Origin of the sequence: Snodgrassella sp. ESL0304 (assembly GCF_013344995.1) — a bacterium.
GTDB classification, from domain to species: domain Bacteria; phylum Pseudomonadota; class Gammaproteobacteria; order Burkholderiales; family Neisseriaceae; genus Snodgrassella; species Snodgrassella alvi.
This window is the reverse complement of the sequence record NZ_JAAEDR010000006.1, coordinates 53,611-79,003: the sequence shown is the minus strand read 5'-3', so window position 1 is coordinate 79,003 and position 25,393 is coordinate 53,611. Positions and strand designations below refer to the sequence as shown.

The window sequence follows — 25,393 nt, the reverse complement described above, 5'->3', positions numbered from 1 at the left end:
TTTATCGTTAAATTTAACTCTAAACCGTTGGGCGCGGATTATAGCACTATTTTGTTTTCTCTCCTGCAATCCGGTCTTTCTCTCTACTCAGTATTAATTTTATGATAAGTTAATAATTCAAAACGACTTATACCTGACTTTCCTTGTTTAAGTACCTCCCAGCCAGCTGGAAGTACAGGTAATGTGTTACATTCCATGTATACGCGCGCATTCGGAAGCAAATGTAATGAAACAACCTCCAGCAGTTCATGCCATTGCTGCCAGACATACGGCGGATCGAGAAATACTATGTTAAATTGCTGGTGATTATTTATGAGAAAACTGTGTGCTTCTGTACAGATAAGCTCTATCTGCCCAAAATTCAATTGCTGCACATTACTTTTTATTGCTGCCGCAACCTGACGATTTTTTTCTATCATAGTAACTTTGGCAGCATTTCGTGAGGCAGCCTCCAGCCCCATTACCCCACTACCAGCAAAAAGGTCCAGAACTGCCATTCCGGTTAAATCCTGTCCCAGCCAGTTAAACAATCGTTCACGCACGCTATCTGCAGTCGGACGCAGTCCTTCGGCTGCCGGAAATGTTAATTTACGTCCGCGATGAGTACCGCCAATAATGCGTACCTGATTGCGATGCTGATACTGTACTTTTGCCACGTATACTCACTCCGATAAAAAAAGACTTTCAGGCATTCTGAAAGTCTTGATACATCTAATTTTTTAAAGCAGCCTGATTTATTCTTTTGGTGCAGGTGGTTCAATCTGCTCGGTATAACCGCACTCTTTTTGCGGACACACTTTTTCAGTTCCATGCCGCTTAGTTGTTTTGATGGTCATTATTGGCCAGCCACACTGCGGACAGCTTTCTTTAACCGGCGGATTCCAGACAGCATAATCACAGTCCGGATAAGTATTACAACTGTAAAATAATTTACCATAACGGCTTTTACGCTCAATCAGATTGCCTTTATGACATTTAGGGCACTCAATACCAGTGTCTTTTGGCTTTTCAAGCGGTTCAATATATTTACATTTAGGATAATTGGAACAACCGATAAATTTGCCGTAACGTCCGCGTTTATATACCAGTTGTCCTTCACACTTCGGACAAACCCGCCCTTCTACAACTGTCGGTTCTTCCGCTGCCTTTGCTGCTTCCTCGGCTGTTTCATTAACATTGCGGGTGTAGTCACATTCCGGATAACCGCTGCATGCAATAAAACGCCCGCGCTTACCAAATTTAATTTGTAATTGGTGGGTACCGCATTTAGGACAGATTTCATCCAGATTTTCGGCAGTTAATTCTGCGCGGGGTATATCTTCCTTAGCTTTGATTTCTTTATCAAAGCCTTTCCAGAACTGCTGCATTACGGGTTTCCATTCCCGTTTACCGCCGGCTATATCATCCAGCTGATTTTCCAGTCTGGCAGTAAAGTTATAATCCACATACTGACCGAAATGTTCGGTCAGAAATTTATTAACCACTTCACCGGTATCAGTGGGCATAAAACGTTTCTGCTCCAGAGTAACATATTCCCGCTCTTTTAGTGTGGAAATAATACTGGCATAGGTTGATGGGCGACCAATACCATACTCTTCCAGTGCTTTGACCAGACTGGCTTCAGAATAACGTGGTGGCGGCTGGGTAAAATGCTGCTCGCCAAAAATCCTGTCAACCGGCAAACTGTCACCCTCATGTAGTTCCGGCAATTTTTTGGCATTCTCATCTTCTTCGCTGTCGTCCACACCCTCTTCATAGACACTGAGGAAACCGGCAAAAGTTTGTACCTGTCCGGTTACTCTGAAGATACCTTTACCCACAACAATATCAACACTGGTAGTATCAAAGCGTGCAGGCGCCATCTGACAGGCCACTGCCCGCTGCCATATCATCTGATACAAGCGAAACTGGTCGGCAGTCAGAAATGGTTTTACTGCTTCTGGCGTGCGATACACTGAGGTAGGACGAATAGCCTCATGCGCTTCCTGTGCATTTTTAGATTTGGTTTTGTATATTTTGGGCGATGAAGGTAAAAATTCATTACCGATTTTGTTGTCAATATAATGACGTATTTCTGTTACAGCTTCATCTGAGAGACTAACCGAATCGGTACGCATATACGTAATCAGACCCACAGCTCCTTGTCCGACATCCACACCTTCATATAACTGCTGTGCGGTACGCATGGTACGATCAGTTGTCATACTCAGCTTACGTACTGCTTCCTGCTGCATAGTCGAAGTGGTAAATGGAGCTGCAGGATTACGGCTGCGCTTTTTCTTTTCTACGTTAGATACATGTGCTGGCTGACCGGCCAAAGCTGAAACGATATCTTGCTGACGTTCTTCATCAGGAATGTCAAATTGTTCCAGCTTCTGCCCCTGCCAATGGGTTAGTTTAGCGGTAAATTTAGTACGTGCTTTATGGCTGTCAAGGTGTACAGTCCAGTATTCTTGTGCAGTAAACTCGCGGATTTCCTCTTCTCGTTCACAAATCATGCGTAATGCTGGGCTTTGTACTCTGCCAGCAGATAAACCACGACGAATTTTTTTCCACAATAAAGGTGACAGATTAAAACCTACCAGATAATCCAGTGCCCGCCTCGTCTGCTGCGCATCTACCAGCGTTTGTGACAATTCACGTGGATGGGCTACTGCATCCAGTACAGCTTTTTTGGTCACTTCATGAAACACTACCCGCTTTGGCTGCAAGTTTTTCAGACCGCGTTTGGATTTCAGTATTTCCTGCAAATGCCATGAGATGGCTTCACCTTCCCTATCCGGGTCGGTAGCCAGATACAATGCATCAGCCTCTTTAGCTGCAGCCACAATTGCATCGAGATGTTTGGCATTACGACTTACTAACTGGTATTTCATAGCAAAGTCATTTTCCGGATCCACTGCACCGCTTTTGGGAACCAGATCACGCACGTGACCGTAGGAAGCGAGAATTTCAAAATCGCTACCTAAATATTTCTTCAGCGTTTTCGCTTTAGATGGAGATTCAACAATCAACAGGTTTTTTGCCATTAGTTCAGGCTCACATTCGTAATTTAAATATTTGTGATATGTTGTTAGTCTGGATTATTCTAATAAATACATTTGAACAATGCAAAAAGCTTTCAGACACGCTGACTGAAAGCTTTCATGCAACTGTATCGCTTCAGTAACTTACTGCATGACGGCTTCACCATTGAGCGCAGCCATTAATTCATCACCTATCAGCACCGGTAATTCTGAGCGGTGTGCCCATAACACCAGTAAAGCTAATACTTTAGCATGATCCACCGTAATATCTTCGTAAGGTAAGTTCATCAGGGCATTGAGTACAAATTCACGCTGCTCAGGATTAAGAGCACCATTCTGCTCCAGAAAATGTACCAGTCCACGCACTTCAAGCGGAAGCGCATCGAGCTCTTCATTATTATAAATGCGTGATCCAGTGCTATTGCGTAACTTTTCTGCCGGAATTAATGGTTCAAAACGCAAATCGTCCAGACAGGATAAAGCGTCGCCGATTTCTTCATCATTAAAACCGACTTCTTCCAACAATACGCCTAAGTCTTTACGCGGTGGAAATGCATCAACGTCTTGAAAGTGCTCAATCAAAAACGCTATTACATCAATCATTTGCTTTCCTCTCAAGATTTAATGCGTTGATAACAGCCGCCTGGCAGAGTGGTAATCCAGCCACCAAGCTCCAATGTCACGAGATGAGCATACACATCTGTAGCAGCCATGCCAAGTGCTGTAACTAACATATCCGGATGCATTATGCCGTAACCCAGTCCGTCCAGCACCTGCTGCTCCATCGGGTTAAGTATACAATCTGGTGAATGAACTGATAATGAATCTTCTGAACTATCAGTATTTGTAGATGATTTACTTATATCATCAGTTTGCAGATGAGGACGATTGCTATATGATTGCAAATCTTTTTTTTGCAAGAGGCGTGGACATTCCTGCAAAATATCTTCCAGATTTTCTACTAATTTGGCACCCTGTTTGATTAATGCGTGGCAGCCTTTACTTAAAGGGTTATCAATAGAACCCGGTATCGCCATAACTTCCCGCCCCATTTCTCCGGCCAGTCTTGCAGTAATCAATGAGCCCGATTCAGTTGCGGCTTCAACTACCAGCGTACCCTGACTAAGTGCAGCAATCAAGCGGTTACGTCGCGGAAAATTTCCCGGCGAAGGACGAGTACCCAAGGGAAATTCAGAAATAATACAGCCATGAGCTGCAATTTGTGTGGCTAAATTTTTGTTGCGTGCCGGATATACTCTGTCAATACCTGTACCCCAAACTGCCACTGTTGTACCGATTGCCTGCAAAGCACCCTGATGTGCTGCTGTATCTGCGCCACTAGCCATGCCTGAAACAATTGTTACACCTTTCCGTGCCAGTGCAGCTGCAAAATCATGTGTAATGCGCATGGCTTGTGGTGTTGCATGCCGACTACCAACAATTGATAAAGCAGGTTGATGCAAACACTGACTATCACCACGAACAAACAATAATGGAGGCGGTGTTAAACCCTTGGTTAGCATTGCCGGAAAATCATTATCTGCTAGTAGTAATAAACGTGCATCAGTATGCGCTTGCTCCCATTCTATAGCTGCTTCAGTTGCCTGCTTTGCTACATCACTATGCCAATACTTACTGATTTGCCGTTGACAAAAAGGCGATATTTCAGCAGCCGATGCACTAAGAGCATTTTGCGCGGAACCAAAATATTTAATTATGCGAAGAAAAGTTTCAGCACCTACAAACGGAGTCAATGCCAATTCAATCCAGGCTAGGCGTTCTTGCGTATCCATATTATATTTTTAATATTTATTACATTTTATTATGACAAAATTATTAAAAATAAACAATTTTTGTTTTTTATTATTAATTTACTTATGAACTAATCTTATTATTTATTTTGACCAATATTATAATATCATATTATAAATGTCTTTAACTATTTTGAATAATAATGAAAAATTATTCACTATAAAGTACTTTTTAATATCTGTCGGTTAAATGTTTAATCAATTTTTTCCTGAAACTATCAACAATTTAATTACTCTAAAAGTACACCAGTATTGAAAAAATCTTACCAATTTGCACTGCAACCATGTATTTGTCACCACGTAAAACAAAAAGTTTAATTTTATCTAATTTTAAATATTGGTAAAAAGATCTTAGTCACAAATTAAACTTTAATGGCTGAAAATTTCAATTATATGTCATAATGTTGTGATAATAAAACACCATTATCAATGATTAAAATACTATAAAGTGAATATATATTTCTTATCTATGAGCATGTCTGACAATAGCTCCTTTATTCAAATAATTCTTTTAATCCTGTAAAAAATTAAACCAAATAAATAATTTAAATATCCTCAATTTCAAGCCAGATTATGGCAACACTTTTATAATTAATTATACATATAATTGACTGTATTTATTAAAATTTAATCATCAATATAACTCACATTTATGTCAGCAATTTAAGCATATTAATATCTGAATATATATATATTCGTAATGAATATATATTGCGGTTTTACTGAAAAAATCAGATCAATTTCAATAACTCAAAATCAGATAAATTTGCGATGTACAATCTTACTAATTATTGATTAATATCATTTTTAATAAATAATTACATTTGTAAAATAAGATATTTGCATTACAATAAATTCCTAACAAAGGAGTGTACATATTTTGTTTAAAGACAATGAACTACTAAATAAAAACTTAGTTCCCATTAAAGTTATTTCCACCGGAACTGCTTTACCTCCAGATAGAATTGAGGCTGCAGATCTGGATAAAAAGCTGAACAAACCGGCAGGTTATACGCTGAAACGTTCCGGCATTCTTTATCGTTATCATGCTGACCATCATTTAAAGCAGGCTGATTTAGCGGCAGCAGCCATTAATGATGCGCTAACTCGTTGTAATATTTCAGCAGAATCAATTGATTTACTGATTTCAGCCTGTGCACTTCCTGTCCAGGCCTTACCGTATACAGCAGCACATATTTTAAAAGCCAGCACGTTATCCAAAACTATTGCTAACTTTGATGTTAATACCAGTTGTGTGAGTTTTATCAGTGCACTACAGGTAGCAGCAGGTCTGTTAAATACCGGAGCTTATAAGCGCATCGCTATTGTTTCGGCAGATTTAGCATCACGTGGTCTGAACTGGCAGGATGAAGAGTCGTCTTTAATCTTTGGAGACGGCGCTGCTTGTGCCATTGTCGAAAAGGGCGATGGTTGTAGTGGTATTCTTGCCTGTTTATTAGAAACACATACTGATGGCATTGATTTTTGTGAAATCAGCGGTGGCGGTAGCCGTCGGAATATTAAAACCGGCATGGATGAAAATGATTGTCTTTTCCGTATGCAAGGTAAACCACTATTCAGACTGGCATCTGCTTTGATTGAGCCATATTTAGCTCGTTTATTAAATCAGGCTAACTTAACTCTCTCTGATATAGCTACGGTTATTCCTCATCAAGCCAGCCATTTATCACTGGAACACATGCGTAAACGGCTTACTATTCCTAACGAATCGATAATTGATATTTATCATTTTCGAGGTAATCAGGTAGCCGCATCAATTCCCAGTGCATTGCATGAAGCGGTAATCACCAATCGTTTTAATCCGGGGAAACCAGCTATGCTAATAGGAACTGCTGCAGGGCTAACCCTAGGCGGGATGATTCTGCTGCCATGAAATTTTTAGTGACTGGCGCAACCAGTGGTTTGGGGCGCAATGCAGTAGAATGGTTACTGACACAAGGCCATCATGTTCATGCCACGGGTCGTAATCAAATAGCGGGAAAAGAACTGACAACACTTGGTGCAAAATTTACTGCACTGGACTTAGTTACCGCAACTGATACGGATTATCTTCAACTTCTTTCTGATTGTGATATTGTCTGGCATTGTGCAGCTTTATCTTCCCCATGGGGAAGATATGAATGGTTTTATCAGGCCAATACCGTTGTTACTGCACGTTTGGCTCAGCTTGCCGGAAAATCTCGCATTAAACGTTTTATTCATATATCAACACCTTCAATTTATTTTGATTTTCAATCTCATCAGAATATTACTGAAGATTATCTTGCTGAACATTTTGCAAATCATTATGCAAATACCAAATATGAAGCAGAAAAACGCATTCAGGAATGCGTAAAGCTTTATCCGGATACTGTTTATTTAATCTTAAGACCACGAGGCATTTTCGGCCCTCATGACAGAGTGATTATTCCCCGTATACTGGCAATATTAAACCGTACCGGAGGTATTTTATATTTGCCTGGGGGCGGTCAGGCTTTTGTAGATCTTACCTTTGTTCTTAACGTCGTTCATGCCTTGTACCTGGCGTCTGATAAGCAGAATATTCAGTCTGGTAATGCTTTTAATATTACCAATCAGCAACCCTGCAAACTTGATGATCTAATTCATTTATTATTAAAAGATCAGTTAAATCTTCACTACAAAATCCGCTCACTACCCTATAGATTATTATATGGCGCAGCTGCCTTGCTTGAGGGTATCGCATCATTGACAAATAAAGAACCGGCACTAACCCGTTACAGTGTCGGTACACTCTATTTTGATATGACTTTAAGTCAGAAAATGGCGATTGAACGTTTAGGTTATCAGCCTCTATATAATATGAACGAAAGTGTTCATCTGACAGCACAGTGGTTACAGCAAAGCGGGCATGTATAAATGGCCAGAATTACCCCGTTCAAAGCCGGATATTGTACTCATATTGCATGCATGGCCATGCGCGGAGCAGGTTTTAAGGTATGTCAGTTCCCGGCACGCGCCTGGCTTATAGAAGTAGATGGGTACCGCTGGCTATGGGACACTGGCTATGCTGACTATTTTAAGCAATATACACAAACAGGTATCTTTAAACTTTATCAGAAAACCACACCTGTCTATCTCAATAAAGGGGAATCTCTTAAAGAGCAATTTATTACCTTGGGTATTGATCTTGCAAGTATCCAAAACGTCATTATTTCACATTTTCATGGTGATCATATCGCCGGACTGAAAGATTTTACTCACAGCCATTTCATCTGTTCACAACAGGGCTGGAAAACACTCAAACCTTTACGCGGTTTTTTTGCGCTTAAACAAGGATTTGTACCTGACCTTATTCCGTCTGATTTTGAACAGCGGGTGAGTTTTGTAGAACATTTTGAAATTTGTCAGCTTGCTCCTGAACTTGCTCCTTTTACTCAGGGCTACATCTTGCCAAACAGTAAAGAACAAGTGATTTTAGTTCCTTTACCAGGCCATGCTGTCGGCCATATTGGTGCATTTATTTTAACTGATAAGGGCTGGACGCTGTTAGCCAGTGATGCTGCATGGGTCAAAGAAAATTATCAAGATTTAAGAAAGCCATCTCGCTTTGCCCAATTGATTATGGCTGATTCCAGAGCCTTTGAAAACACTCTTAATCAGCTCCATCAACTCTCTTATCATCCTGACGTGACCATTTATTTAAGCCATGAAGGTGAGGAATGAGGCTACTAAAAATACTTTGGTACTACTGGCGCACAAAACACTTAATATTTAAACAGCGCGCTGATCTTGAAGCATATCAAATTAAACAGCTAAAAAAATTTAAACAGCGTGTGTTAACCAAAAGCCCTTATTTCAGCCAATTCATTAATCAGCCGTTTGAATCATGGCCTTTAATGAATAAGCAGCTGATGATGGCACATTTTGATCAAATGAATATAGAGAATCTTACTTGTGATTCATTATTAGCCTTGGCTCAGCACAGCGAACAACAGCGTGATTTTAGTGCCAGAATGGGTAAATTCAGTGTGGGGTTATCCTCGGGAACATCAGGGCAACGTGGCCTATTTGTTGTGAGTCCGAGAGAGCAACAAATCTGGGCAGGCGGAATACTGGCAAAAATGTTACCTCGCGGATTACTGACTAAAGAACGGCTTGCATTATTTTTAAGAGCCGACAATCATCTCTATCACAGTACTAACAGCCATTGGTTAACTTTTCGTTTTTATGGTCTGTTTGATAATTTTCAACAACAGATCCAATCGCTTAATGAATATCAACCTACCATCATCGTGGCACCGGCACAAGTATTGCGTGCACTGGCAACAGAGAAGCTTAATGGCAGGCTGACAGTAAATCCGGTTCTGGTGATATCTGCTGCTGAAGTTCTTGAAGAGCAGGATAAACAAATTATCAAACAGGTCTTTAATCAGTTGGCTGAAGTTTATCAGGCTACCGAAGGCTTTCTTGCAGCTACCTGCCCGCTTGGTACGCTTCACTTGAATGAAGAGTTCATCTATATCGAACCGTGCTGGTTAGACGAAAATCGTTTTATACCGATTATTACTGATTTTACTCGTGAAACCCAACCCATTGTACGTTATCAGTTAGATGATATTTTAGTCCGGCGCCAAACTCCCTGCCTTTGTGGCCGGCAAGGGATGGCAATTTCACATATTGAAGGGCGATGCGATGATCAGCTATTACTCCCCGATCAGCAAGGAAATCCGTTAACTATTTTTGCTGACTATTGCAGTCGCGTGATTGCCAATAATTTACCATTAACCAGTGATTATCGTCTGATTCAGCATCAGGATAACAGTATTGAGCTGATTGCCTGCTGTTCACTCGCACACTTAAGCCAATGCCAACAGGCATTAACTGCACATTTTATTCAGCAAGGTGCCAATGTTACTCAGCTAAAGTGGAAACTCTTGTCTGTTACCACGATACCTGCCGAATTTTCGCAAAAAAGGCGGCGAATTATTCGCGAGCGAGGGGTTCAATGAAACACTTCTGGATGCGATGCGTTTATTTATTTACCAGTTGGGGGGTGGTCGGAATGGCTTATCATGGTTCAGCCAGTTTGCAACATGAACCGAGTTTACTTTCACCATCAATAATCGATAAATGGATTGAATTTACACCTCATGCTATCTGGGCTTATCTCTCATTTTTTTTAATTATTCCAATTTGCTTTTTTATTGCCCCTTATAAACGCCTAGGCTGGATGTCTGGCTGTTTTGTACTTAGCGGGATTCTGGCTGCTCTGTGTTACCTTATTTTTCCAACCACGATGATATATCCGGTCGATAACGGTAGTTCTGTCAGTTCATGGTTACTGGCAAAACTGATTGAAATTGATGATTCAGTAAACTGTTTTCCCTCATTGCATGTTACCTTAACATCTCTTGCTATCTGGGGTGCATTAAACAAGTTTCACCCTCTGCGCAATATAATTTTACTACTATGGGGAATGACTATAGTCTTATCGATCATCCAGCTTCGGCGACATCTCTTTATTGATTTTATTGGTGGCATTGTACTGGCGCTGATAGCGGGTTGGAGTGTGCGTTATGGATTTAAACGTTTGATTAAACGACCCTAGCCTTATAGGAACATGATAAAGTTTACTTTCATCTACATTTGCCGTTAGTGCAGTTAGGCTGAGCCACAACGATTTAATATTCGCAAAGATGTTTTGTCATTTATATATTGGTGTTAAAGCCAATTCTATCATTGCATAATGCTCTTTTTAATTTATTCACATAATATTTAAATTAAATAATTTTACAATTATGACAAATATATTAAATGAATATTCCCCCGTTTACAATAAGCTAATTAGCTTTTAAAAATATAATTCTTATCTAATATTCTTTATATATAAAACTATTAATTTATGATATAGGATTATCATTTATTTATAATGTAAATCTTTAGATTAAATTTATAATATATATTAATTTATGTTTATTTTTGTAAATTTAATATATATACTTAGTTTAGGAAATTTTATGATTCCTGATACTGATTAGATTTTCAGATAAGAATTAAAGGTATTGATATGCTAACGCCTCTTAAATTTAAAGATTTTCTGCATCCGCGTCCTGCTCCATCAGGCATAGATGTAGACTGTAAATTAAAACATTTTGCTATTATTACTTACGCGATTGATGCAGAGAGATTTGCAGGATTATTTCCATCACGTTTTCAGCTGGATAGTGTCATAATTAATGGTGAGCAAAAAGGCTTGTTATCAGTAGTACCTTTTATGGATGTTGATTTCACTTCAGCCGTTTATCCGTTTCCTGTTTTTACCATGGGGCAAACCAACTATAGAATTTATATTATAGATACCACTACTGGTGAACGCTGTGTCTGGTTTTTGGGCACAACTCTGGATTCCTGGACGATTATGGTACCCCGGAATGTATGGAAATTACCCTGGCATCGGGGCAAAATAAGTTTTAATTGTCACTTTGACCCACTTTCCAAATGTTACCAGCATTATGAAATGCATACACAGTCTGACTGGGCACCTGCACAGGTACAATTAAGCCAGCAGCCAGACCAACAATTTCATTTTCAGGGGTTTCCTGATAATGAAACTGCACTGGTATATCTGACTCATCCACTGGCCGGCTTCTACTACCGGCGTAATGGCAAATTGGGAACTTACCGTGTTTGGCATGATCGACTAGACGTAAAGCCGGCAAAACTTGAGTCAGCACAATTTGGCCTGTTAAGTAGAATGAATTTAGTTAATGAGGATGAACAGCAGCATCCCTACAGCGTTTTACTTCAGCCTATCAACGAATTTACCATCTATTTACCACCTACAGCGTTATAGATTTTATCAACAAAAATTATAATTTACTAATTGTATTGTTCTGCACATAGAAAATAGAAATAAGTACTTTGACAAATAGCAGAATATCGTCTGGCAGACAGAATTCAACGAAAACGACCAGATTTAATGGTTAGCCCCTGTTGAATTTTTGAAGCCAGACTATAATTTCGTAAAGCATGAGTTAATGCTACCGCTAAAGCATCCGCAGCATCAGCCTGAGGCGTACCCGAGAGTGACAGCATTTGCACCACCATATGCTGCACCTGCTCTTTAGCAGCTTTCCCCTTACCTACTACAGCCTGTTTGACCTGTAATGCAGTATATTCAAATACAGGCAGTTCTCCCAGGGTTAATGCTGCCAATACGGCTCCACGAGCCTGTCCCAGTACCAGTGTTGCAGCAGGATTAACATTGACAAAAACCTGTTCTACAGCAGTTTGCGTTGGCTGATAGGTTGTAATCACCTCACGTAAATTTTTAACAATTATACGGATACGCTCAGCTAATGGGGCACCTAAAGTCGTTTTAATACAACCGGAAGCCACATAAATATGCTGGCTACCGATGACATCAATAACTCCAAAGCCGGTAACTCGGCTGCCAGGATCAACGCCCAGAATTCGAATATGAGTTTGCTCTGTCGGCTGTTTTTGCATATTTTACTACTTAATCACTGAAAAACAAGGATTTATGCTGACCGGTTGTGACACTATCTTATAAAACGGATATTCGCTCTGCCAGCTGAGTAAATTATGTTACCGTATATTAATCATATCTGTTAGTGATTCATGATATTTTTTCAGCAAACCATTGATTTGCTTGTTGCAATCGCTCTACTGTACCTACATCCAGCCAATAGCCATCATAATACTCACCGCTCACCAGCCCGGTTTGCATAGCTGTACGCAACAAAGGTGCCAGTTTAGCCCGGGTATATCTTGGTATCTCATTAAAAAGAGCTGGATGATAAACACCTACACCACTGAAAGTAAATGCCGGGTTTTCTGGCTGTCGTTCAATAATATCCCCTTGGTCCGTCAGGCTAAAATCACCTTCTGGGTGATGTCCCGGATTATTAACCAGCCATAAATGTGCCAGCTTACCTGTTTGCTGTAACTTTTTACTAATCTTGAAAGCCTGTGCAAAATCAATATCGGTTAAGACATCTCCGTTTATAACCAGAAAAGGGGCATGACCCAATAAAGGTAAGGCTGTAGCAATCCCTCCGGCCGTTTCCAACCCACCCTCAGCTTCTGCTGAATAACGGATATCCACGCCATAAGCATGCCCTGAGCCTAAAGTATCTTCAATTTGTTGTCCAAGCCAGGCATGATTAATAATAATGTCATTAAATCCGGCTGCCTTTAACCGCCGTAAATGATGAGCAATTAAAGGTATACCACCAACATTCAGCAATGGTTTCGGACAAGTATCTGTCAGTGGACGCATTCGCTCACCGCGTCCGGCAGCAAGAATCATGGCTTTCATGGTGATTGATTATTCCGTAGTAAATCCAGTTAAAATTACAGGCTGATAGATCAAGCCGATAATATAACAGGCAAAGCATATTGCTTTGCCTGAATATTCGAAATCATAGCTGATTAATACATTTAATTAATTTAAATCAGATTCAAATCTGCCCCAGTATCAAAGATTGCCGCACCCTTTTCACCCTGTTCATACAGATTAATACGTAAACGTAAGTCATTGGGTGAATCAGACTGACGCAAGGCTTCGTCAAAATCAATAATACCATCGGCATATAACTGGAACAGACACTGATCGAAAGTTTGCATTCCATCATTGCCTGCTTTAGCCATCAGTTCTTTTATCTGCATTAATTCACCTTTGTAGATATAGTCCTGAACAGTAGCGGTATTAATAAGCAAGTCAACCACAGCACGACGGCCTTTACCATCTTTTTTCGAAGCCAGGCGCTGACCAATAATACATACCAGATTCAGTGCCAAATCCATCAATACTTGTTTATGCTGCTCTTCCGGATAAAAGTTCAGAATACGTTCAATAGCCTGATTTGCACTGCTGGCATGCAGAGTAAAAAAGCATAAGTGGCCAGTTTGAGCCAGCTTTAATGCATACTCCATGCTTTCATCACTGCGCACCTCCCCCACACAGACTACATCAGGAGCCTCACGCAGTGCACTTTGCATAGCATTATCCCAGTTCAGTGTATCTACGCCTACCTCGCGATGAGTAATAATGCTTTTCTTAGGTTTATGAACATATTCAATCGGATCTTCAATAGTCAGAATATGACCGGCAGAATTAGCATTGCGATAATCCAGCATAGCAGCCATAGTAGTGGATTTACCGCTACCGGTAGGACCGGCAAGAATAATCAGCCCGCGTTTTTTCATTACCAGCTCGTCCAGTACCGGTGGGAGAAAAAGGCTTTCAGTAGTTGGAATATCGGTGGTAATCCGGCGCAGAACCATACCTACCCGACCTTGTTCATGATAGGCATTTACCCTGAAGCGCACGCCGTTTTTAGCAATAATGGAATAATTCAGATCCAGTTCCTGGATAAACCGCTGACGTTGCGCCATGGTCATGGTTGACATAGCAATTTTGGCAGTTTCATCTGCAGTTAAAGGCTTAGTAGGCGCCGGTGTGATCTTACCATCTATTTTCCATGATGGCGGGAATCCGGGACTGATAAAGATATCAGCAGCATTTAAACGCACAGCTTCCACAGCCATTTTTTCCAGTACCGGATGGAGGTGGATGGTTTCCCGTTCGAGAGTAAGGGAAGCAGGAGAACTGGCAGAGGCAGCTGCACTGATATCTGGTGTATGTGAATCTGTCATTGTGCTTGTAGGTTTTGTCATTGTATTGATTTCAGAAGTAACAGAAGTCTTTGCAGGAATACGTTCTGCAACCGGTACAGATACAGCTTTTTCAGTTTGTGATACCGCTGTAACAGCAGATTTTGTCATATTTCTTGCAGTTGCTGTTGTGGCTGTTGTATTCGGTGCTGGTATTTGGTTTGCTGTCGTTACCGTAACCTCTTTTGCAACAACATTAGACTGCGGTTGTTCTGTTGTCACTGTGGATGTATTGGCAGCTGTACCGGAAGCAGAATTATCGGCAGCCCCGGTTGCTGCAGGATGTTGATAATGTTTAACCATATCTGCAAGTAAATCAGTCAAAGCGGACGACTCCTCAGCAGAACCTTTCAACGTACCCATATCAATACACTTTCCTATATAAAAACAACAAACAATTAGCCTACCAGCTGATCCGGACTTACTGCTTTGGCACGTGCAACATCTATACTAATACGGTTTTCACGCACTAATTGCTGTAAACACTGATCGAGTGTCTGCATTCCGAATTTCTGACCAGTTTGTAAAGTAGAGTTGATCTGAGCAATTTTGTTTTCTCGAATCAGGTTACGTACTGCCGGATTACTGATCATAATTTCATGTGCTGCCACACGGCCGTTACCATCTTTGGTTTTAAGCAGAGTCTGAGAAATCACTGCCTGCAAACTTTCTGATAGCATGGAGCGAACCATTTCTTTTTCACCTGCCGGGAATACATCCACAATACGGTCGACAGTTTTAGCAGCACCTGTGGTATGTAAAGTGCCGAATACCAAGTGACCTGTTTCGGCAGCAGTTAAGGCCAGACCAATCGTTTCAGGGTCACGCATTTCGCCTACCAGAATTACATCCGGATCTTCACGCAGTGCCGAACGCAGGGCATTGGCGAAACTATGAGTATGCTGATGCAGTTCACGCTGATTTACCAACGATTTTTTACTTTGATGGACAAACTCAATCGGGTCTTCAATTGTTAGAATATGACCGGCATCATTATTATTGATATAGTCGATCATTGCTGCCAGTGTAGTTGATTTACCGGAACCAGTAGGGCCGGTTACCAGTACCAGCCCGCGTGGCAGTTCTGCAATTTTCTGAAAAATTGCCGGAGCCCTCAGTTCTTCAAGTGTAAGAACTTTACTCGGAATGGTACGCATAACGGCTGCAGGACCGCGTTCAGTATTAAAGGCATTAACACGGAACCGCGATACATTGGGCAATTCGAACGAAAAGTCAGTTTCCAGGTTTTGCTGATATTCCTTGCGCTGATAATCGTTCATGATAGAAGCAATCATTTTGCCTACTTCTTCTGCACTCAGTTCAGGCAGATTGATACGACGGATATCACCATTAACGCGTATCATGGGAGGCAGACCAGCACTCAGATGCAAGTCGGAAGCTTTATTTTTAACGCCGAAGGCCAATAAATCGGTTATCTGCATATTTACTCCATTATGCTTGCCTGCATAATACAGGCACAAAATATGGTTCTTATTCTAATCAAGTTGTCGTATCTTTAAAATGAAAATATTTGTCACTATGCCAAAATTTTTACAAATATACTTAGATCTAATCAGAAAAATTGAAAAATACCATTAATTATGAAAAATACAGTCATCTTAATTCAACACTGGCAACAGGTACTGGCAAACATAAATGATGTCTGCCGGCAAACTGCGGCCCCACAGCCGGTACAGCTGATTGCTGTCAGTAAAACCTTTCCTATCAATGATATCGTTACTTTATATGAGGCTGGCCAACGCGATTTTGGTGAAAACTATATTCAGGAATTCAGCGAAAAAACCAGTCAGCTTGCTGAACTGGATATTGTCTGGCACATGATAGGGTATATTCAGTCAAATAAAAGCCGAATTGTGGCAGAACGGGCACACTGGGTACACACTATTGATCGTGAAAAAATTGCCCGGAGGCTGCATGAGCAGCGTCCTGAATGTTTACCACCACTCAATGTCTGCATTGAGGTGAATATTTCAGCAGAAAGCAATAAACATGGTATTAGTCCGGATAAAAGCGAATTACTGGCACTGGCTAATATCATCAGCGCATTACCTCGTCTTAAACTGCGCGGACTTATGTGTGTAGCCAAGGCCGGCAGCACAGACTCTGAATTACAGCAACAGTTTCAACAGATGCAAAACCTGTTACAGTACTTGCACCAGGTCGGCTTTGCAGTTGATGTATTATCAATGGGTATGAGCGCGGATTTAAGTATTGCTATAGCTTGCGGAGCTACTCATGTACGGGTAGGCAGTGCAATTTTCGGGCAGCGCAACTACACTCAGACAGAAAATAATTCTTAGAAATAAAATTATGCCGGTAAGGATTTCTTACCGGCAGCACAAAAATTATCATCATTATGATAAATATGTAAATCAATCAGGCTATTTTCTCAGCCTGAAAGCGATGTGCAGGATGAGCAATTTCTTCCTGAGCAGCGACCAACTGCAACTCATACTGCCGGCGTTTCAGAGTTTCCAGCATAACGCCGTATACTGCAGCAGTAGTATGCTCAAATGACTCCAGCAAGGTCTTACCGGACAGATAATCAGCCAGAAAAATACCACTGGTCATATCTCCCACACCTACCGGCTGCCGTTCACCAAAATCCACCAGTGGCCGGTGAATATGCCATGCTTCCTCAGCAGTGACCAGCAGCATTTCAAAACGGTCTGTCTGATAGCCGGCACGGCTCAAATGTTTCACCAGAACCACCCGCGGACCTTTATTGCATAAAGCACGACAGGCTGCAACTGCTTCCTCAACATTATGAATACGTTGTTTGTTGTTCAATTCTTCCAGCTCAAACAGATTCGGCGCAATCATATCACTCAGCGGCAAAGCCACATCACACAAAAATTCAGCTACACCACCTGCCACAATACAGCCTTTTTCCGGATGTCCCATTACCGGATCACAAAAATAAATGGCTTGCGGGTTAGCCTGTTTCACTTTTCTGACAATATCAGTAATCACATTGCCTTGCTCAGCTGAACCCATATAACCACTTAGTACAGCATCACAATTTTTTAATTCATCAATTGCAGCAATACCATCTGCAATATCCAGTAAATGTGCAGCCGGCATTACCATACCTTTCCATTGCTTGTACTGAGTATGGTTAGAAAACTGTACTGTATTTAATGGCCAGACATTGACACCTAACCGACGGATAGGAAAAACAGTAGCACTGTTACCTGCATGACCAAATACCACGTGAGACTGAATTGAAAGTATATTTTTCATAATAATGCCATTTACAATCCGATGAGTGCTTACCCGGCGGATTTCATAAAAACCTGATAATCAGCTAAACATGCTAAACGAAACTGATTATACTCAGATTATATTGGTTCGGATAAATCATTACTTATATCAACACCTCAGCCCGGAATCTTGCTTTTCATACCTGTATACACACTAATTACGACATAATTTGTCCGGATTTATCTCTAGCATTGCAAAAATAATACGATATAAAATTTATTTACAAAATACTCAGATATTCATCTAACAGTCAAACCTTGTATTTTATTTTTTCTCAATAATTATTATTAGTTTTATACATTTAGATTACATACTGCATATCATGACTTGAACAATACAGATTCAGATTGCAGAACATAAACCAATAGTTAAATTGAATTAAACTAAAAACAATTATTTTTTATCACTGAAATTAATTATAACCTTTAAATTACTCCAAAAGCATAAATATTTATATCTTCCGAATCTGATAATTGTAGTGAGCAGACAAAACTAATTTATAAACATTAATAACTAAAAAAGCCAGTTTTAAAACTGGCTTTTTTAGTTATTAAATTACCCGGTTCAGTAATCTCTGTTTATTTTCTATTAGAAATAAATTTAATATGCTAGTGAATCATGACTTAGTTGTCTTTATCGTCCAGAGCAGCTGCCTTTCTGACTAATTTTACAAATTCAGCGCGGTAGCCCTGCTTATCCTCACCTTTGGCATTATTTGCCCAGCTTGCAATCTGCTGATAAGATGTTTTAGACAATTCAGGATTATTACGCAATTTTTGTCCGTATGCAGCTACTGCGGCCATAAACCGTGTTTCTACTCCGGCTTTAGCAAAAGAACTGGCCAGAGCTTTCTTTTCTATAGGCAGGGAAGCCAGTTCACTATTTTCACCACGTGGTGCTTTCCAGCGTAATTTAAGAAAAGCAATTTCTTTATTGTTTGCATTTATAGCTGGTGCTGATTTTTTGTTCTGATAACGTAAAGGATCAATACTTGGTTTACCACCGGCCAGCGTCAGTTCATATAAAACCGTCAGCTTTTTCCCCGCACCAATATCACCTGCATCAACTTTATCATTATTAAAATCTTCCTGCTTTAACTGCCGTTTTTCATAACCAATCTGGCGATACTCGAGTACCTGAGCCGGGTTAAATTCGATCTGAGCTTTGACATCTTTAGCTACCGTCACCAAAGTGGCACTCATTTCCTCCTGCAATACCTTTTGCGCTTCTTCGAGACTATCGATATAGCTGTAATTACCATTACCTGCATCGGCAATCTGAACCATCATTGCATCATTGAAATTATTAGTACCAAAACCAAGTGTAGATAATGTTATACCCTTTTCTTTTTCTCTGCTGACAAATGCTTTCAGCTCTTCTGTGCTATTAATACCAACATTAAAATCACCATCAGTAGCCAGCAATATCCGATTGATTCCACCTTTTACTTTGCCCCGTTCAGCCATCTTGTAAGCCAGCTGCAGTCCTTCTCCGCCAGCGGTACTGCCCCTAGCTTCAAGTTTATTAATGGCAGCCATAATTTTGGCTTTATTACTACCAGAGGTAGATTCCAGCGCCACTCCGGCACTTCCGGCATAAGTAACAATAGAAACCTTATCTTGCGGACGCAGTTCATTTACCAGTAACTTTAATGACTGTTTAAGCAAATCCAGCCTGTCTTCACCATCCATCGAACCGGATGTATCTATCAGAAAAACAAGATTCGACGGCGGTAACTGATTAAAATTGACATCATTTGCCTTAATATTAACTCTTAACAGAACCTTATCTGTGTTCCATGGGCTGGGTGCCAGCTCATAACCGGCAGAAAAAGGAGAACCTGTTATTGACGTTAATTTCTCATTCGAAGCACTTGGAAAATAATTAATGAACTCTTCTACTCTTACCGCATCAGGATGCGGCATCCGACCTTGGGTGATAAACCGTCGGCTATTTGCATAACTGGCTGTATCCATATCCAGACTGAATGTACTGACAGGTTCAGTAGCCACCTGTTTTACCGGGTTATCAGAATAATTTTTATATTGCGCAGTATCCGGCTGCTGAGTTTCAAATACAGTCCTTGAGCCTGGACTCTGATAGTATGCCCCGCTGAATCCTATTCTGGAATCATACCCCTCGATGGATGAAGATATACTCCCTACCCCACGTACCTCATAGCCAGCAGACAAGCCCAGAAATTCCGATGACTTTTTTTCATGGCGATAATCTGATTGATTGCTGGTGCTATCCGTACTACTAACCCTATCCCTACTACTGGTGCCAGCCGTATTACAAGCACTCAGTATGCTGGTTAATAACACCATGATCAAACTACAAGAAGCTTTACGACCTATTGATTTTATTTTTAACATAAATATTCTTTATTTATCAGATAAAAATATATTATTAACATAATAGTCAAATTAACACCAGTACTTTTATTTGTTTTTTACCAGCTTTAAAATCAGCAGAATAAAATATTAATTAGTTAATATTCAGCTATTTAATCCGACGCTGCAACCAATGTTGACTTTATCCGTTACACATTGAACCTATAATTAAGCTAATATTGAATATAAGATTCTTTACAAATCAATATTGTATAAATTTATTTAATTTATACAATATTACGAATTAAGTTAATTATTTTTAATAAAATCAAAGGAAATCGTATGAATGTATATTTTCTTGGCGGTGGCAATATGACAACAGCGATTGTTGCCGGTATGACTCAGCAAGGTGGTTATGAGATAGAAGTAATTGACCGTAATCAGAATAAACGACACCATCTGAGCAACTGTTATCAGATACGTACCAGTGATAAATTAACTGAACTGGCAACTACAGATATCCTGATACTGGCAGTTAAACCGCAAGATATGCAACAGGCTACAGCCGGTATCCGGCTTAACGGTGCACTTGTATTAAGCATAGCTGCCGGCTTAACAATAAATACTTTAAGTCAGTTTCTGGATAATCATCAGCGTATTATCCGGATTATGCCCAATACCCCCTGCCAGATTGGTCAGGGAATCTCCGGTATGTATGCACCAGCAGACATATGTGAAGCAGACAAAACCGTTGCAGAAAATATCATGCGCACAACAGGCGAAGTAGTATGGCTGGAAGATGAAAACGGCATTAATCGTATCGCCGGTATCAGTGGCAGTGGTCCGGCCTATGTCTTCTATTTTCTTAATGCCCTGCAACAGGCTGCCATACAACAGGGTTTCAGCCCTGAAGAAGCTCACCGTCTGACACTTGGCACATTCAAAGGTGCTGTAAATCTGGCAGAACAATCTAGCACCGAATTTGCTCAACTACAAAAAAATGTAACATCTAAAGGTGGCACCACATTTGCTGCGACTTCAGTTTTTGACCAGCATCAGCTGACACAGGTTGTAATTGACGGTGTTGCTGCCAGTGTTGCGCGAGCAGAAGAAATGCAGCAACAACTTGCTCCTATTTAAAAGTTATTATTTTGATATAGAGTTACATTTTATTAAAAACTTCAGGCGTTTTTATGAAGTACATTAAAGAGTATATTTTTAACATATTCACTTATAATGTACTTCATTTATTGATATTTTATCTTGTTTATATTAAGTATTTAAAAATACTTCAATGTTAATCGACTAATCCAAATCTATATTTCTGGCTTTTACTTAACAATGATCTGTTTTACATATTTAATTTATTGGTTTTGATTAATTAGTAAAATTAAAATACTTTCTCTCTATGCAATTATTGGCACTGTATTAATCATCGATATAAATACATCAAATATATTAATCAGCAAAACAAATATACTCTTGCAAAGGGTACAAAATGAATAAAATAACAATACATGATTTGATTATTAAATATAGTTAAAGTAATCGGACATTTACTCGGAGTGCAGAAGAAAAAATTTTATTAGCTGCTACAGATATGCTTTAACAGTCAGAGCAAAATTCAAAAACCAAGAAAAGCTGCTCATATCATAGCACTGCAATTCAGATCAGATTTTTAGACTATGAATTCTGCCCACAATCAATGAATTGTATGATTACAGCGGTAAATCCGACTTTAAATAAAAAATCATATTTATCAAATATCATTATTTATCTCTTATATTGTATACAATATAATCTTAAGTCAGAATTTGTTCGTTCAAATTTTTCCATAATATAATCAGCCCGAATCTTTTTCTATAAAAAGAAAGTTCAATATCCGTCGGACATTAAAGGCAATATGTGATTAGTAAAACATTATTTTTATTAGCCAGTGCACTAAGTATTATATGCTGGGCCCGGCTTCTGTTACAGTGGGCTAAATTACCTTTTCTGCATCCTCTGGCTCAGTTTTGTGTACGCAGTACCAACTGGCTGGTACGCCCTCTGCGTAAAATTATACCGCCATTGTACCAATGGGATATTGCCTGCATTCTGGCTACTGTCATTATTTATTACCTGGCATGTACGCTAAATCTGTTTATCAGCCTTAGATGGGTATTACCGGATATTCGCACTATTGCAGCCAGTCTGGCTCTTTGCATTCTGTTTTCCCTGAAAGCACTGTGCTATGTATTATTCATCGGGCTGGTAATAAGAATGTTTTTAAGTCTGAGCAAACCTTATTCAGTACTGCTATTTACCTTGCAGCGTATTTATGCTCCATTAACCCGTCCGTTTGCCTTTATGCGTATTGGTAAATATGATTTTTCTGCGACAATTATTCTGCTTGTGCTCTGGCTTTGTCTCGAATGGTGGCTGCCGCAGGCAAGCAGTAAGATTTCACACTGGCTGATATTCGGATAATGTTGTCGAATGCAAAATTATTAATAAATTATAAAAACATGCTATTATGCCCGAACTTTTTTAACAGCCTGAAATCCAGTATCTGTTATTTTCAAATCCAGATTAAGCTGTCAGTTCCTGAGCTAATTGCTTAATCGAGCTATGCAAAAGAAAGACTGTACAATGGCCAAACTCACAGAACAAGACATCCAGGCCTGGAATGGCCCTGAAGAAGAATACATGAATGAAGAACACCAAGCTTTCTTCCGTGATTTGCTGTTAAAACTCCAGGATGAGCTGATTCATAATGCCAACAATACGGCCGGACATTTACAGGAGCAGGCTACTACGCCTGATCCTGCAGACCGCGCAACACTGGAAGAAGAATATGCATTAGAACTGCGCACCCGTGACCGTGAACGTAAGTTATTGAGTAAAATTCAGGCTTCATTGCGTCAACTAGACGAAGGCGATTATGGCTTTTGTCAGGATACCGGCGAACCTATCGGTCTGAAACGGCTACTCGCTCGCCCTACTGCAACTTTGTCGGTAGAAGCGCAGGAACGGCGTGAACGAATTAAAAAACAGTTTGTTGATTAATTTATCTGTTATGGATTAAAAACGCTTTCCTGCCGGAAAGCGTTTTTGCATTATTGCTACATATCATCATTGCGATAATGCATGTCTCACCGCTGATTTGCTTAAATATTAACTGCTGCTAATTATTTGAAATTAATTCAATAAAAATCATAAAATGTTGATATAACAGCGATGTACAGGTTAAGCATAAAAAGTACAATCCCGCGGTTGAATAGCCTCAGAGACAGTATTTTCCCTGCGCCAGCAAAGCTTTCACAGGTGCAAAATCCTGCCGATGCTGTGGCAGTACACCAAACTGCTGCAATGCAGCAAGATGTGCGGCTGTACCATAGCCTTTATGACGGGCAAAACCATACTGCGGATAACATTTATCCAGCTCATACATCTCTGCATCACGTGCCGTTTTGGCCAGAATAGAGGCGGCAGAAATAGCGGCTATTTTGAGATCGCCTTTAACTACTGCTTCTGCCGGCAACGTCATATCAGCAGGTATGCGATTGCCATCTATCCACACTTTAGCCGGCTGAATATGTAAACCGGCTACAGCACGAGCCATGGCACGCATAGTTGCAAACAGAATATTAAACTGGTGTATTTCTGCCACGTCTGCTGCAGCTACAGACCATGCAGTTGCCTGCTGCTTAATTAATATTGCCAGCTCATCACGCTTTTTCTCGGACAATTTTTTTGAATCAGTAAGACCGGGTAAATTATAATCTGCCGGTAAAATAACAGCTGCTGCATATACACTGCCAACTAACGGACCACGACCGGCTTCGTCTACACCGGCATGGCTGGGTAAAACCATCAGCTCTGTATTCATATTTGCCCCGTTGCATGCTGCAATACCGCCTGTGCAGACAGTTCATCAGTATTCAAACGCAGCTGCTGATGTAGTGCTGAAAAGTCTGCCTGCAAATCCTGTACTTCCTGTGGCGATTCGTACCAGTGAATCACAGCCTCTGCCAGTTTTTGTGGCGTTGCATTACTTTGCAGTAATTCAGGTACCACACCTCTGTCTAACAGAATATTAGGCAAACCAACATACGGCACTTTAATTTTATGTTTGACATATGCATAGGTTAAAGGTGAGATTTTATAGCTGATTACCATCGGGCATTGGCATAAAGCCACTTCGAGCGTGGCCGTACCGCTGGTAACCAGTACAACATCGGCTGCCTGACAGGCCATTTCTGCATGTGCAGACATTAAACGTATCGGCAATTTTTGCCATACCGGCTGAGCCAGGATATCCTGCATACGCTGCCGTGTTGCCGCCGTAGCCAGTGGTAGTAAAAACTGAGCCTGAGGATAACGCTGGTGAATAATTTCAGCAGCCTGTAAAAAAATCGGTGCCATGAAATCAATTTCACTGACCCGGCTGCCCGGCATTAAAACAAACACTGGAGCCTGTTCAGACAGTTTCAGCTGCTGCCTTTTCGCCTTTCTGTCAATAACCAGTGGCAAAGTCTGAGCAAGAGGATGCCCGACAAAACGTGCCCGTCCGCCTGCCTGCCGGTATAGTTCCGGTTCCATCGGAAACAGGCATAATACCTCGTCCACCTGTTTAACAATCTTTTTTACCCGTTTACGCCGCCATGCCCAGACAGACGGACTGACATAATGTACGGTAGCAATACCGGCCTGTTTTAAACTTTCGGCAACACCCAGATTGAAATCCGGTGCATCAATACCAACAAATACCTGTGGTCTGATTTGTTTCAGTGAACGAATCAGACCGCGGCGGATGGCCAGAATTTCCGGTAATTTTTTGACAACTTCAACAAAACCGCGTACTGCCAGTTTTTCCTGATCATAGAGACTTTGTATTCCGGCTGCCAGCATCCGCGGTCCGCCAATACCAACAAACTGTACCCGCGGATAACGTGCACGAATCGCATTCATCAAATGGGCACCCAGTAAATCACCAGATGCTTCGCCGGCACACAAGGCTATGGTTAAAATGGGAAGTTCAGTTGCAGCTTTATTCATAGCAGGATAGCAGTTTTATAAGCAACTATTATAGTAAGACGTAATAGATAGCAAGTTTAGCAGGCGATAGTGTATTCCCGAAGGGTATCATAAAAATTAAAAGCCCAAGCAAACGGCTTGGGCTTTTATATTGGGGTGGCTGATGGGGCTCGAACCCACGACAACTGGAATCACAATCCAGGGCTCTACCAACTGAGCTACAGCCACCATAAAACTT

22 protein-coding genes and 1 tRNA gene are annotated in these 25,393 nt (G+C 40.6%); 10 read left to right on the top strand and 13 right to left on the bottom strand.

The window, feature by feature from the left end; all coding sequences use genetic code 11:
- Nucleotides 1–83 precede the first annotated feature (83 nt).
- The 4 genes from rsmD to dprA all read right to left on the bottom strand — a co-directional run bounded on the left by rsmD (nucleotide 84) and on the right by dprA (nucleotide 4,819).
- Nucleotides 84–656: a 16S rRNA (guanine(966)-N(2))-methyltransferase RsmD gene (gene rsmD, locus GYX91_RS01060; RefSeq protein ID WP_174829724.1), complete on the bottom strand. Its 573-nt coding sequence runs from the start codon at nucleotides 654–656 to the stop codon at nucleotides 84–86.
- Between the two features lie 78 nt (nucleotides 657–734).
- A complete protein-coding gene (gene topA, locus GYX91_RS01055; protein ID WP_174829723.1) occupies nucleotides 735–3,029 on the bottom strand; it encodes a type I DNA topoisomerase in 2,295 nt (764 codons plus the stop codon).
- 141 nt (nucleotides 3,030–3,170) lie between these two features.
- Entirely contained in the window at nucleotides 3,171–3,629 is a 459-nt protein-coding gene (locus GYX91_RS01050) for a DUF494 family protein (RefSeq protein WP_025329887.1), read from the bottom strand.
- Between the two features lie 11 nt (nucleotides 3,630–3,640).
- Nucleotides 3,641–4,819, bottom strand: coding sequence for a DNA-processing protein DprA (gene dprA / locus GYX91_RS01045; RefSeq protein WP_100125049.1), 1,179 nt, complete (start codon nucleotides 4,817–4,819; stop codon nucleotides 3,641–3,643).
- Between the two features lie 898 nt (nucleotides 4,820–5,717).
- Here dprA and GYX91_RS01040 point away from each other — a divergent pair.
- From GYX91_RS01040 to GYX91_RS01015, 6 genes are all read left to right on the top strand, one after another.
- Nucleotides 5,718–6,731: a 3-oxoacyl-[acyl-carrier-protein] synthase III C-terminal domain-containing protein gene (locus GYX91_RS01040; RefSeq protein ID WP_174829722.1), complete on the top strand. Its 1,014-nt coding sequence runs from the start codon at nucleotides 5,718–5,720 to the stop codon at nucleotides 6,729–6,731.
- Nucleotides 6,728–7,735 (top strand): NAD(P)-dependent oxidoreductase, encoded by a 1,008-nt coding sequence (locus GYX91_RS01035; protein WP_174829721.1) that lies wholly within the window; start codon nucleotides 6,728–6,730, stop codon nucleotides 7,733–7,735. Before GYX91_RS01040 ends, GYX91_RS01035 begins: the two co-directional genes overlap by 4 nt.
- Entirely contained in the window at nucleotides 7,736–8,542 is an 807-nt protein-coding gene (locus tag GYX91_RS01030; RefSeq protein ID WP_174829720.1) for an MBL fold metallo-hydrolase, read from the top strand.
- Nucleotides 8,539–9,828, top strand: coding sequence for a F390 synthetase-related protein (locus GYX91_RS01025; protein WP_084551058.1), 1,290 nt, complete (start codon nucleotides 8,539–8,541; stop codon nucleotides 9,826–9,828). The genes GYX91_RS01030 and GYX91_RS01025 overlap by 4 nt, the downstream gene beginning before the upstream one ends.
- Nucleotides 9,825–10,427 (top strand): phosphatase PAP2 family protein, encoded by a 603-nt coding sequence (locus tag GYX91_RS01020; protein WP_084551056.1) that lies wholly within the window; start codon nucleotides 9,825–9,827, stop codon nucleotides 10,425–10,427. The genes GYX91_RS01025 and GYX91_RS01020 overlap by 4 nt, the downstream gene beginning before the upstream one ends.
- Before the next feature lie 459 nt (nucleotides 10,428–10,886).
- Nucleotides 10,887–11,672, top strand: a complete 786-nt coding sequence (locus GYX91_RS01015) for a DUF2071 domain-containing protein (protein ID WP_084584955.1) — start codon at nucleotides 10,887–10,889, stop codon at nucleotides 11,670–11,672.
- Between the two features lie 104 nt (nucleotides 11,673–11,776).
- On the opposite strand, the gene ruvC is transcribed toward GYX91_RS01015, so the two are convergent.
- The 4 genes from ruvC to GYX91_RS00995 form a co-directional block, all read right to left on the bottom strand.
- Complete coding sequence (ruvC, locus tag GYX91_RS01010; protein ID WP_078475011.1) at nucleotides 11,777–12,328, bottom strand: crossover junction endodeoxyribonuclease RuvC; 552 nt, start codon at nucleotides 12,326–12,328, stop codon at nucleotides 11,777–11,779.
- Between the two features lie 130 nt (nucleotides 12,329–12,458).
- The gene (gene murU / locus GYX91_RS01005; protein WP_084551544.1) at nucleotides 12,459–13,160 is read right to left on the bottom strand and encodes an N-acetylmuramate alpha-1-phosphate uridylyltransferase MurU; all 702 of its coding nucleotides are present in this window, start codon (nucleotides 13,158–13,160) and stop codon (nucleotides 12,459–12,461) included.
- A 131-nt stretch (nucleotides 13,161–13,291) separates the two neighbouring features.
- Nucleotides 13,292–14,521: a PilT/PilU family type 4a pilus ATPase gene (locus GYX91_RS01000; protein ID WP_084551547.1), complete on the bottom strand. Its 1,230-nt coding sequence runs from the start codon at nucleotides 14,519–14,521 to the stop codon at nucleotides 13,292–13,294.
- Between the two features lie 395 nt (nucleotides 14,522–14,916).
- Nucleotides 14,917–15,960, bottom strand: coding sequence for a type IV pilus twitching motility protein PilT (locus tag GYX91_RS00995; protein WP_025329881.1), 1,044 nt, complete (start codon nucleotides 15,958–15,960; stop codon nucleotides 14,917–14,919).
- A 159-nt stretch (nucleotides 15,961–16,119) separates the two neighbouring features.
- Between GYX91_RS00995 and GYX91_RS00990 the strand changes: the two genes are divergently transcribed.
- On the top strand, nucleotides 16,120–16,839 hold the full coding sequence (locus GYX91_RS00990; protein ID WP_084565110.1) for a YggS family pyridoxal phosphate-dependent enzyme: 720 nt from the start codon (nucleotides 16,120–16,122) through the stop codon (nucleotides 16,837–16,839).
- 76 nt (nucleotides 16,840–16,915) lie between these two features.
- On the opposite strand, the gene pdxY is transcribed toward GYX91_RS00990, so the two are convergent.
- Complete coding sequence (pdxY, locus tag GYX91_RS00985) at nucleotides 16,916–17,782, bottom strand: pyridoxal kinase PdxY (RefSeq protein ID WP_174829719.1); 867 nt, start codon at nucleotides 17,780–17,782, stop codon at nucleotides 16,916–16,918.
- Between the two features lie 644 nt (nucleotides 17,783–18,426).
- The gene (locus GYX91_RS00980) at nucleotides 18,427–20,178 is read right to left on the bottom strand and encodes a VWA domain-containing protein (protein WP_174829718.1); all 1,752 of its coding nucleotides are present in this window, start codon (nucleotides 20,176–20,178) and stop codon (nucleotides 18,427–18,429) included.
- Between the two features lie 300 nt (nucleotides 20,179–20,478).
- On the opposite strand from GYX91_RS00980, the gene proC reads away from it, so the two are divergent.
- From proC to dksA, 3 genes are all read left to right on the top strand, one after another.
- Nucleotides 20,479–21,276: a pyrroline-5-carboxylate reductase gene (proC, locus tag GYX91_RS00975; protein ID WP_174829717.1), complete on the top strand. Its 798-nt coding sequence runs from the start codon at nucleotides 20,479–20,481 to the stop codon at nucleotides 21,274–21,276.
- Nucleotides 21,277–22,041: 765 nt separating this feature from the next.
- Nucleotides 22,042–22,605 (top strand): YggT family protein, encoded by a 564-nt coding sequence (locus tag GYX91_RS00970; protein ID WP_174829716.1) that lies wholly within the window; start codon nucleotides 22,042–22,044, stop codon nucleotides 22,603–22,605.
- A gap of 162 nt (nucleotides 22,606–22,767) precedes the next feature.
- A complete protein-coding gene (gene dksA / locus GYX91_RS00965; protein ID WP_025329875.1) occupies nucleotides 22,768–23,184 on the top strand; it encodes an RNA polymerase-binding protein DksA in 417 nt (138 codons plus the stop codon).
- Nucleotides 23,185–23,401: 217 nt separating this feature from the next.
- On the opposite strand, the gene rnhB is transcribed toward dksA, so the two are convergent.
- The 3 genes from rnhB to GYX91_RS00950 form a co-directional block, all read right to left on the bottom strand.
- Entirely contained in the window at nucleotides 23,402–24,007 is a 606-nt protein-coding gene (gene rnhB, locus GYX91_RS00960) for a ribonuclease HII (protein WP_174829715.1), read from the bottom strand.
- Complete coding sequence (lpxB, locus tag GYX91_RS00955; RefSeq protein ID WP_174829714.1) at nucleotides 24,004–25,176, bottom strand: lipid-A-disaccharide synthase; 1,173 nt, start codon at nucleotides 25,174–25,176, stop codon at nucleotides 24,004–24,006. Before lpxB ends, rnhB begins: the two co-directional genes overlap by 4 nt.
- A gap of 131 nt (nucleotides 25,177–25,307) precedes the next feature.
- A tRNA-His gene (locus tag GYX91_RS00950) sits at nucleotides 25,308–25,383 on the bottom strand.
- Nucleotides 25,384–25,393: the final 10 nt, after the last annotated feature.

Coding starts and splice junctions, on each gene's coding strand:
- topA (WP_174829723.1), bottom strand. CDS start 3,029: ATGGCAAAAAACCTGTTGATTGTTGAATCTCCATCTAAAGCGAAAACG.
- GYX91_RS01050 (WP_025329887.1), bottom strand. CDS start 3,629: ATGATTGATGTAATAGCGTTTTTGATTGAGCACTTTCAAGACGTTGAT.
- dprA (WP_100125049.1), bottom strand. CDS start 4,819: ATGGATACGCAAGAACGCCTAGCCTGGATTGAATTGGCATTGACTCCG.
- GYX91_RS01035 (WP_174829721.1), top strand. CDS start 6,728: ATGAAATTTTTAGTGACTGGCGCAACCAGTGGTTTGGGGCGCAATGCA.
- GYX91_RS01030 (WP_174829720.1), top strand. CDS start 7,736: ATGGCCAGAATTACCCCGTTCAAAGCCGGATATTGTACTCATATTGCA.
- GYX91_RS01025 (WP_084551058.1), top strand. CDS start 8,539: ATGAGGCTACTAAAAATACTTTGGTACTACTGGCGCACAAAACACTTA.
- GYX91_RS01020 (WP_084551056.1), top strand. CDS start 9,825: ATGAAACACTTCTGGATGCGATGCGTTTATTTATTTACCAGTTGGGGG.
- GYX91_RS01015 (WP_084584955.1), top strand. CDS start 10,887: ATGCTAACGCCTCTTAAATTTAAAGATTTTCTGCATCCGCGTCCTGCT.
- ruvC (WP_078475011.1), bottom strand. CDS start 12,328: ATGCAAAAACAGCCGACAGAGCAAACTCATATTCGAATTCTGGGCGTT.
- murU (WP_084551544.1), bottom strand. CDS start 13,160: ATGAAAGCCATGATTCTTGCTGCCGGACGCGGTGAGCGAATGCGTCCA.
- GYX91_RS01000 (WP_084551547.1), bottom strand. CDS start 14,521: ATGACAAAACCTACAAGCACAATGACAGATTCACATACACCAGATATC.
- GYX91_RS00995 (WP_025329881.1), bottom strand. CDS start 15,960: ATGCAGATAACCGATTTATTGGCCTTCGGCGTTAAAAATAAAGCTTCC.
- GYX91_RS00990 (WP_084565110.1), top strand. CDS start 16,120: ATGAAAAATACAGTCATCTTAATTCAACACTGGCAACAGGTACTGGCA.
- pdxY (WP_174829719.1), bottom strand. CDS start 17,782: ATGAAAAATATACTTTCAATTCAGTCTCACGTGGTATTTGGTCATGCA.
- GYX91_RS00980 (WP_174829718.1), bottom strand. CDS start 20,178: ATGTTAAAAATAAAATCAATAGGTCGTAAAGCTTCTTGTAGTTTGATC.
- proC (WP_174829717.1), top strand. CDS start 20,479: ATGAATGTATATTTTCTTGGCGGTGGCAATATGACAACAGCGATTGTT.
- dksA (WP_025329875.1), top strand. CDS start 22,768: ATGGCCAAACTCACAGAACAAGACATCCAGGCCTGGAATGGCCCTGAA.
- rnhB (WP_174829715.1), bottom strand. CDS start 24,007: ATGAATACAGAGCTGATGGTTTTACCCAGCCATGCCGGTGTAGACGAA.
- lpxB (WP_174829714.1), bottom strand. CDS start 25,176: ATGAATAAAGCTGCAACTGAACTTCCCATTTTAACCATAGCCTTGTGT.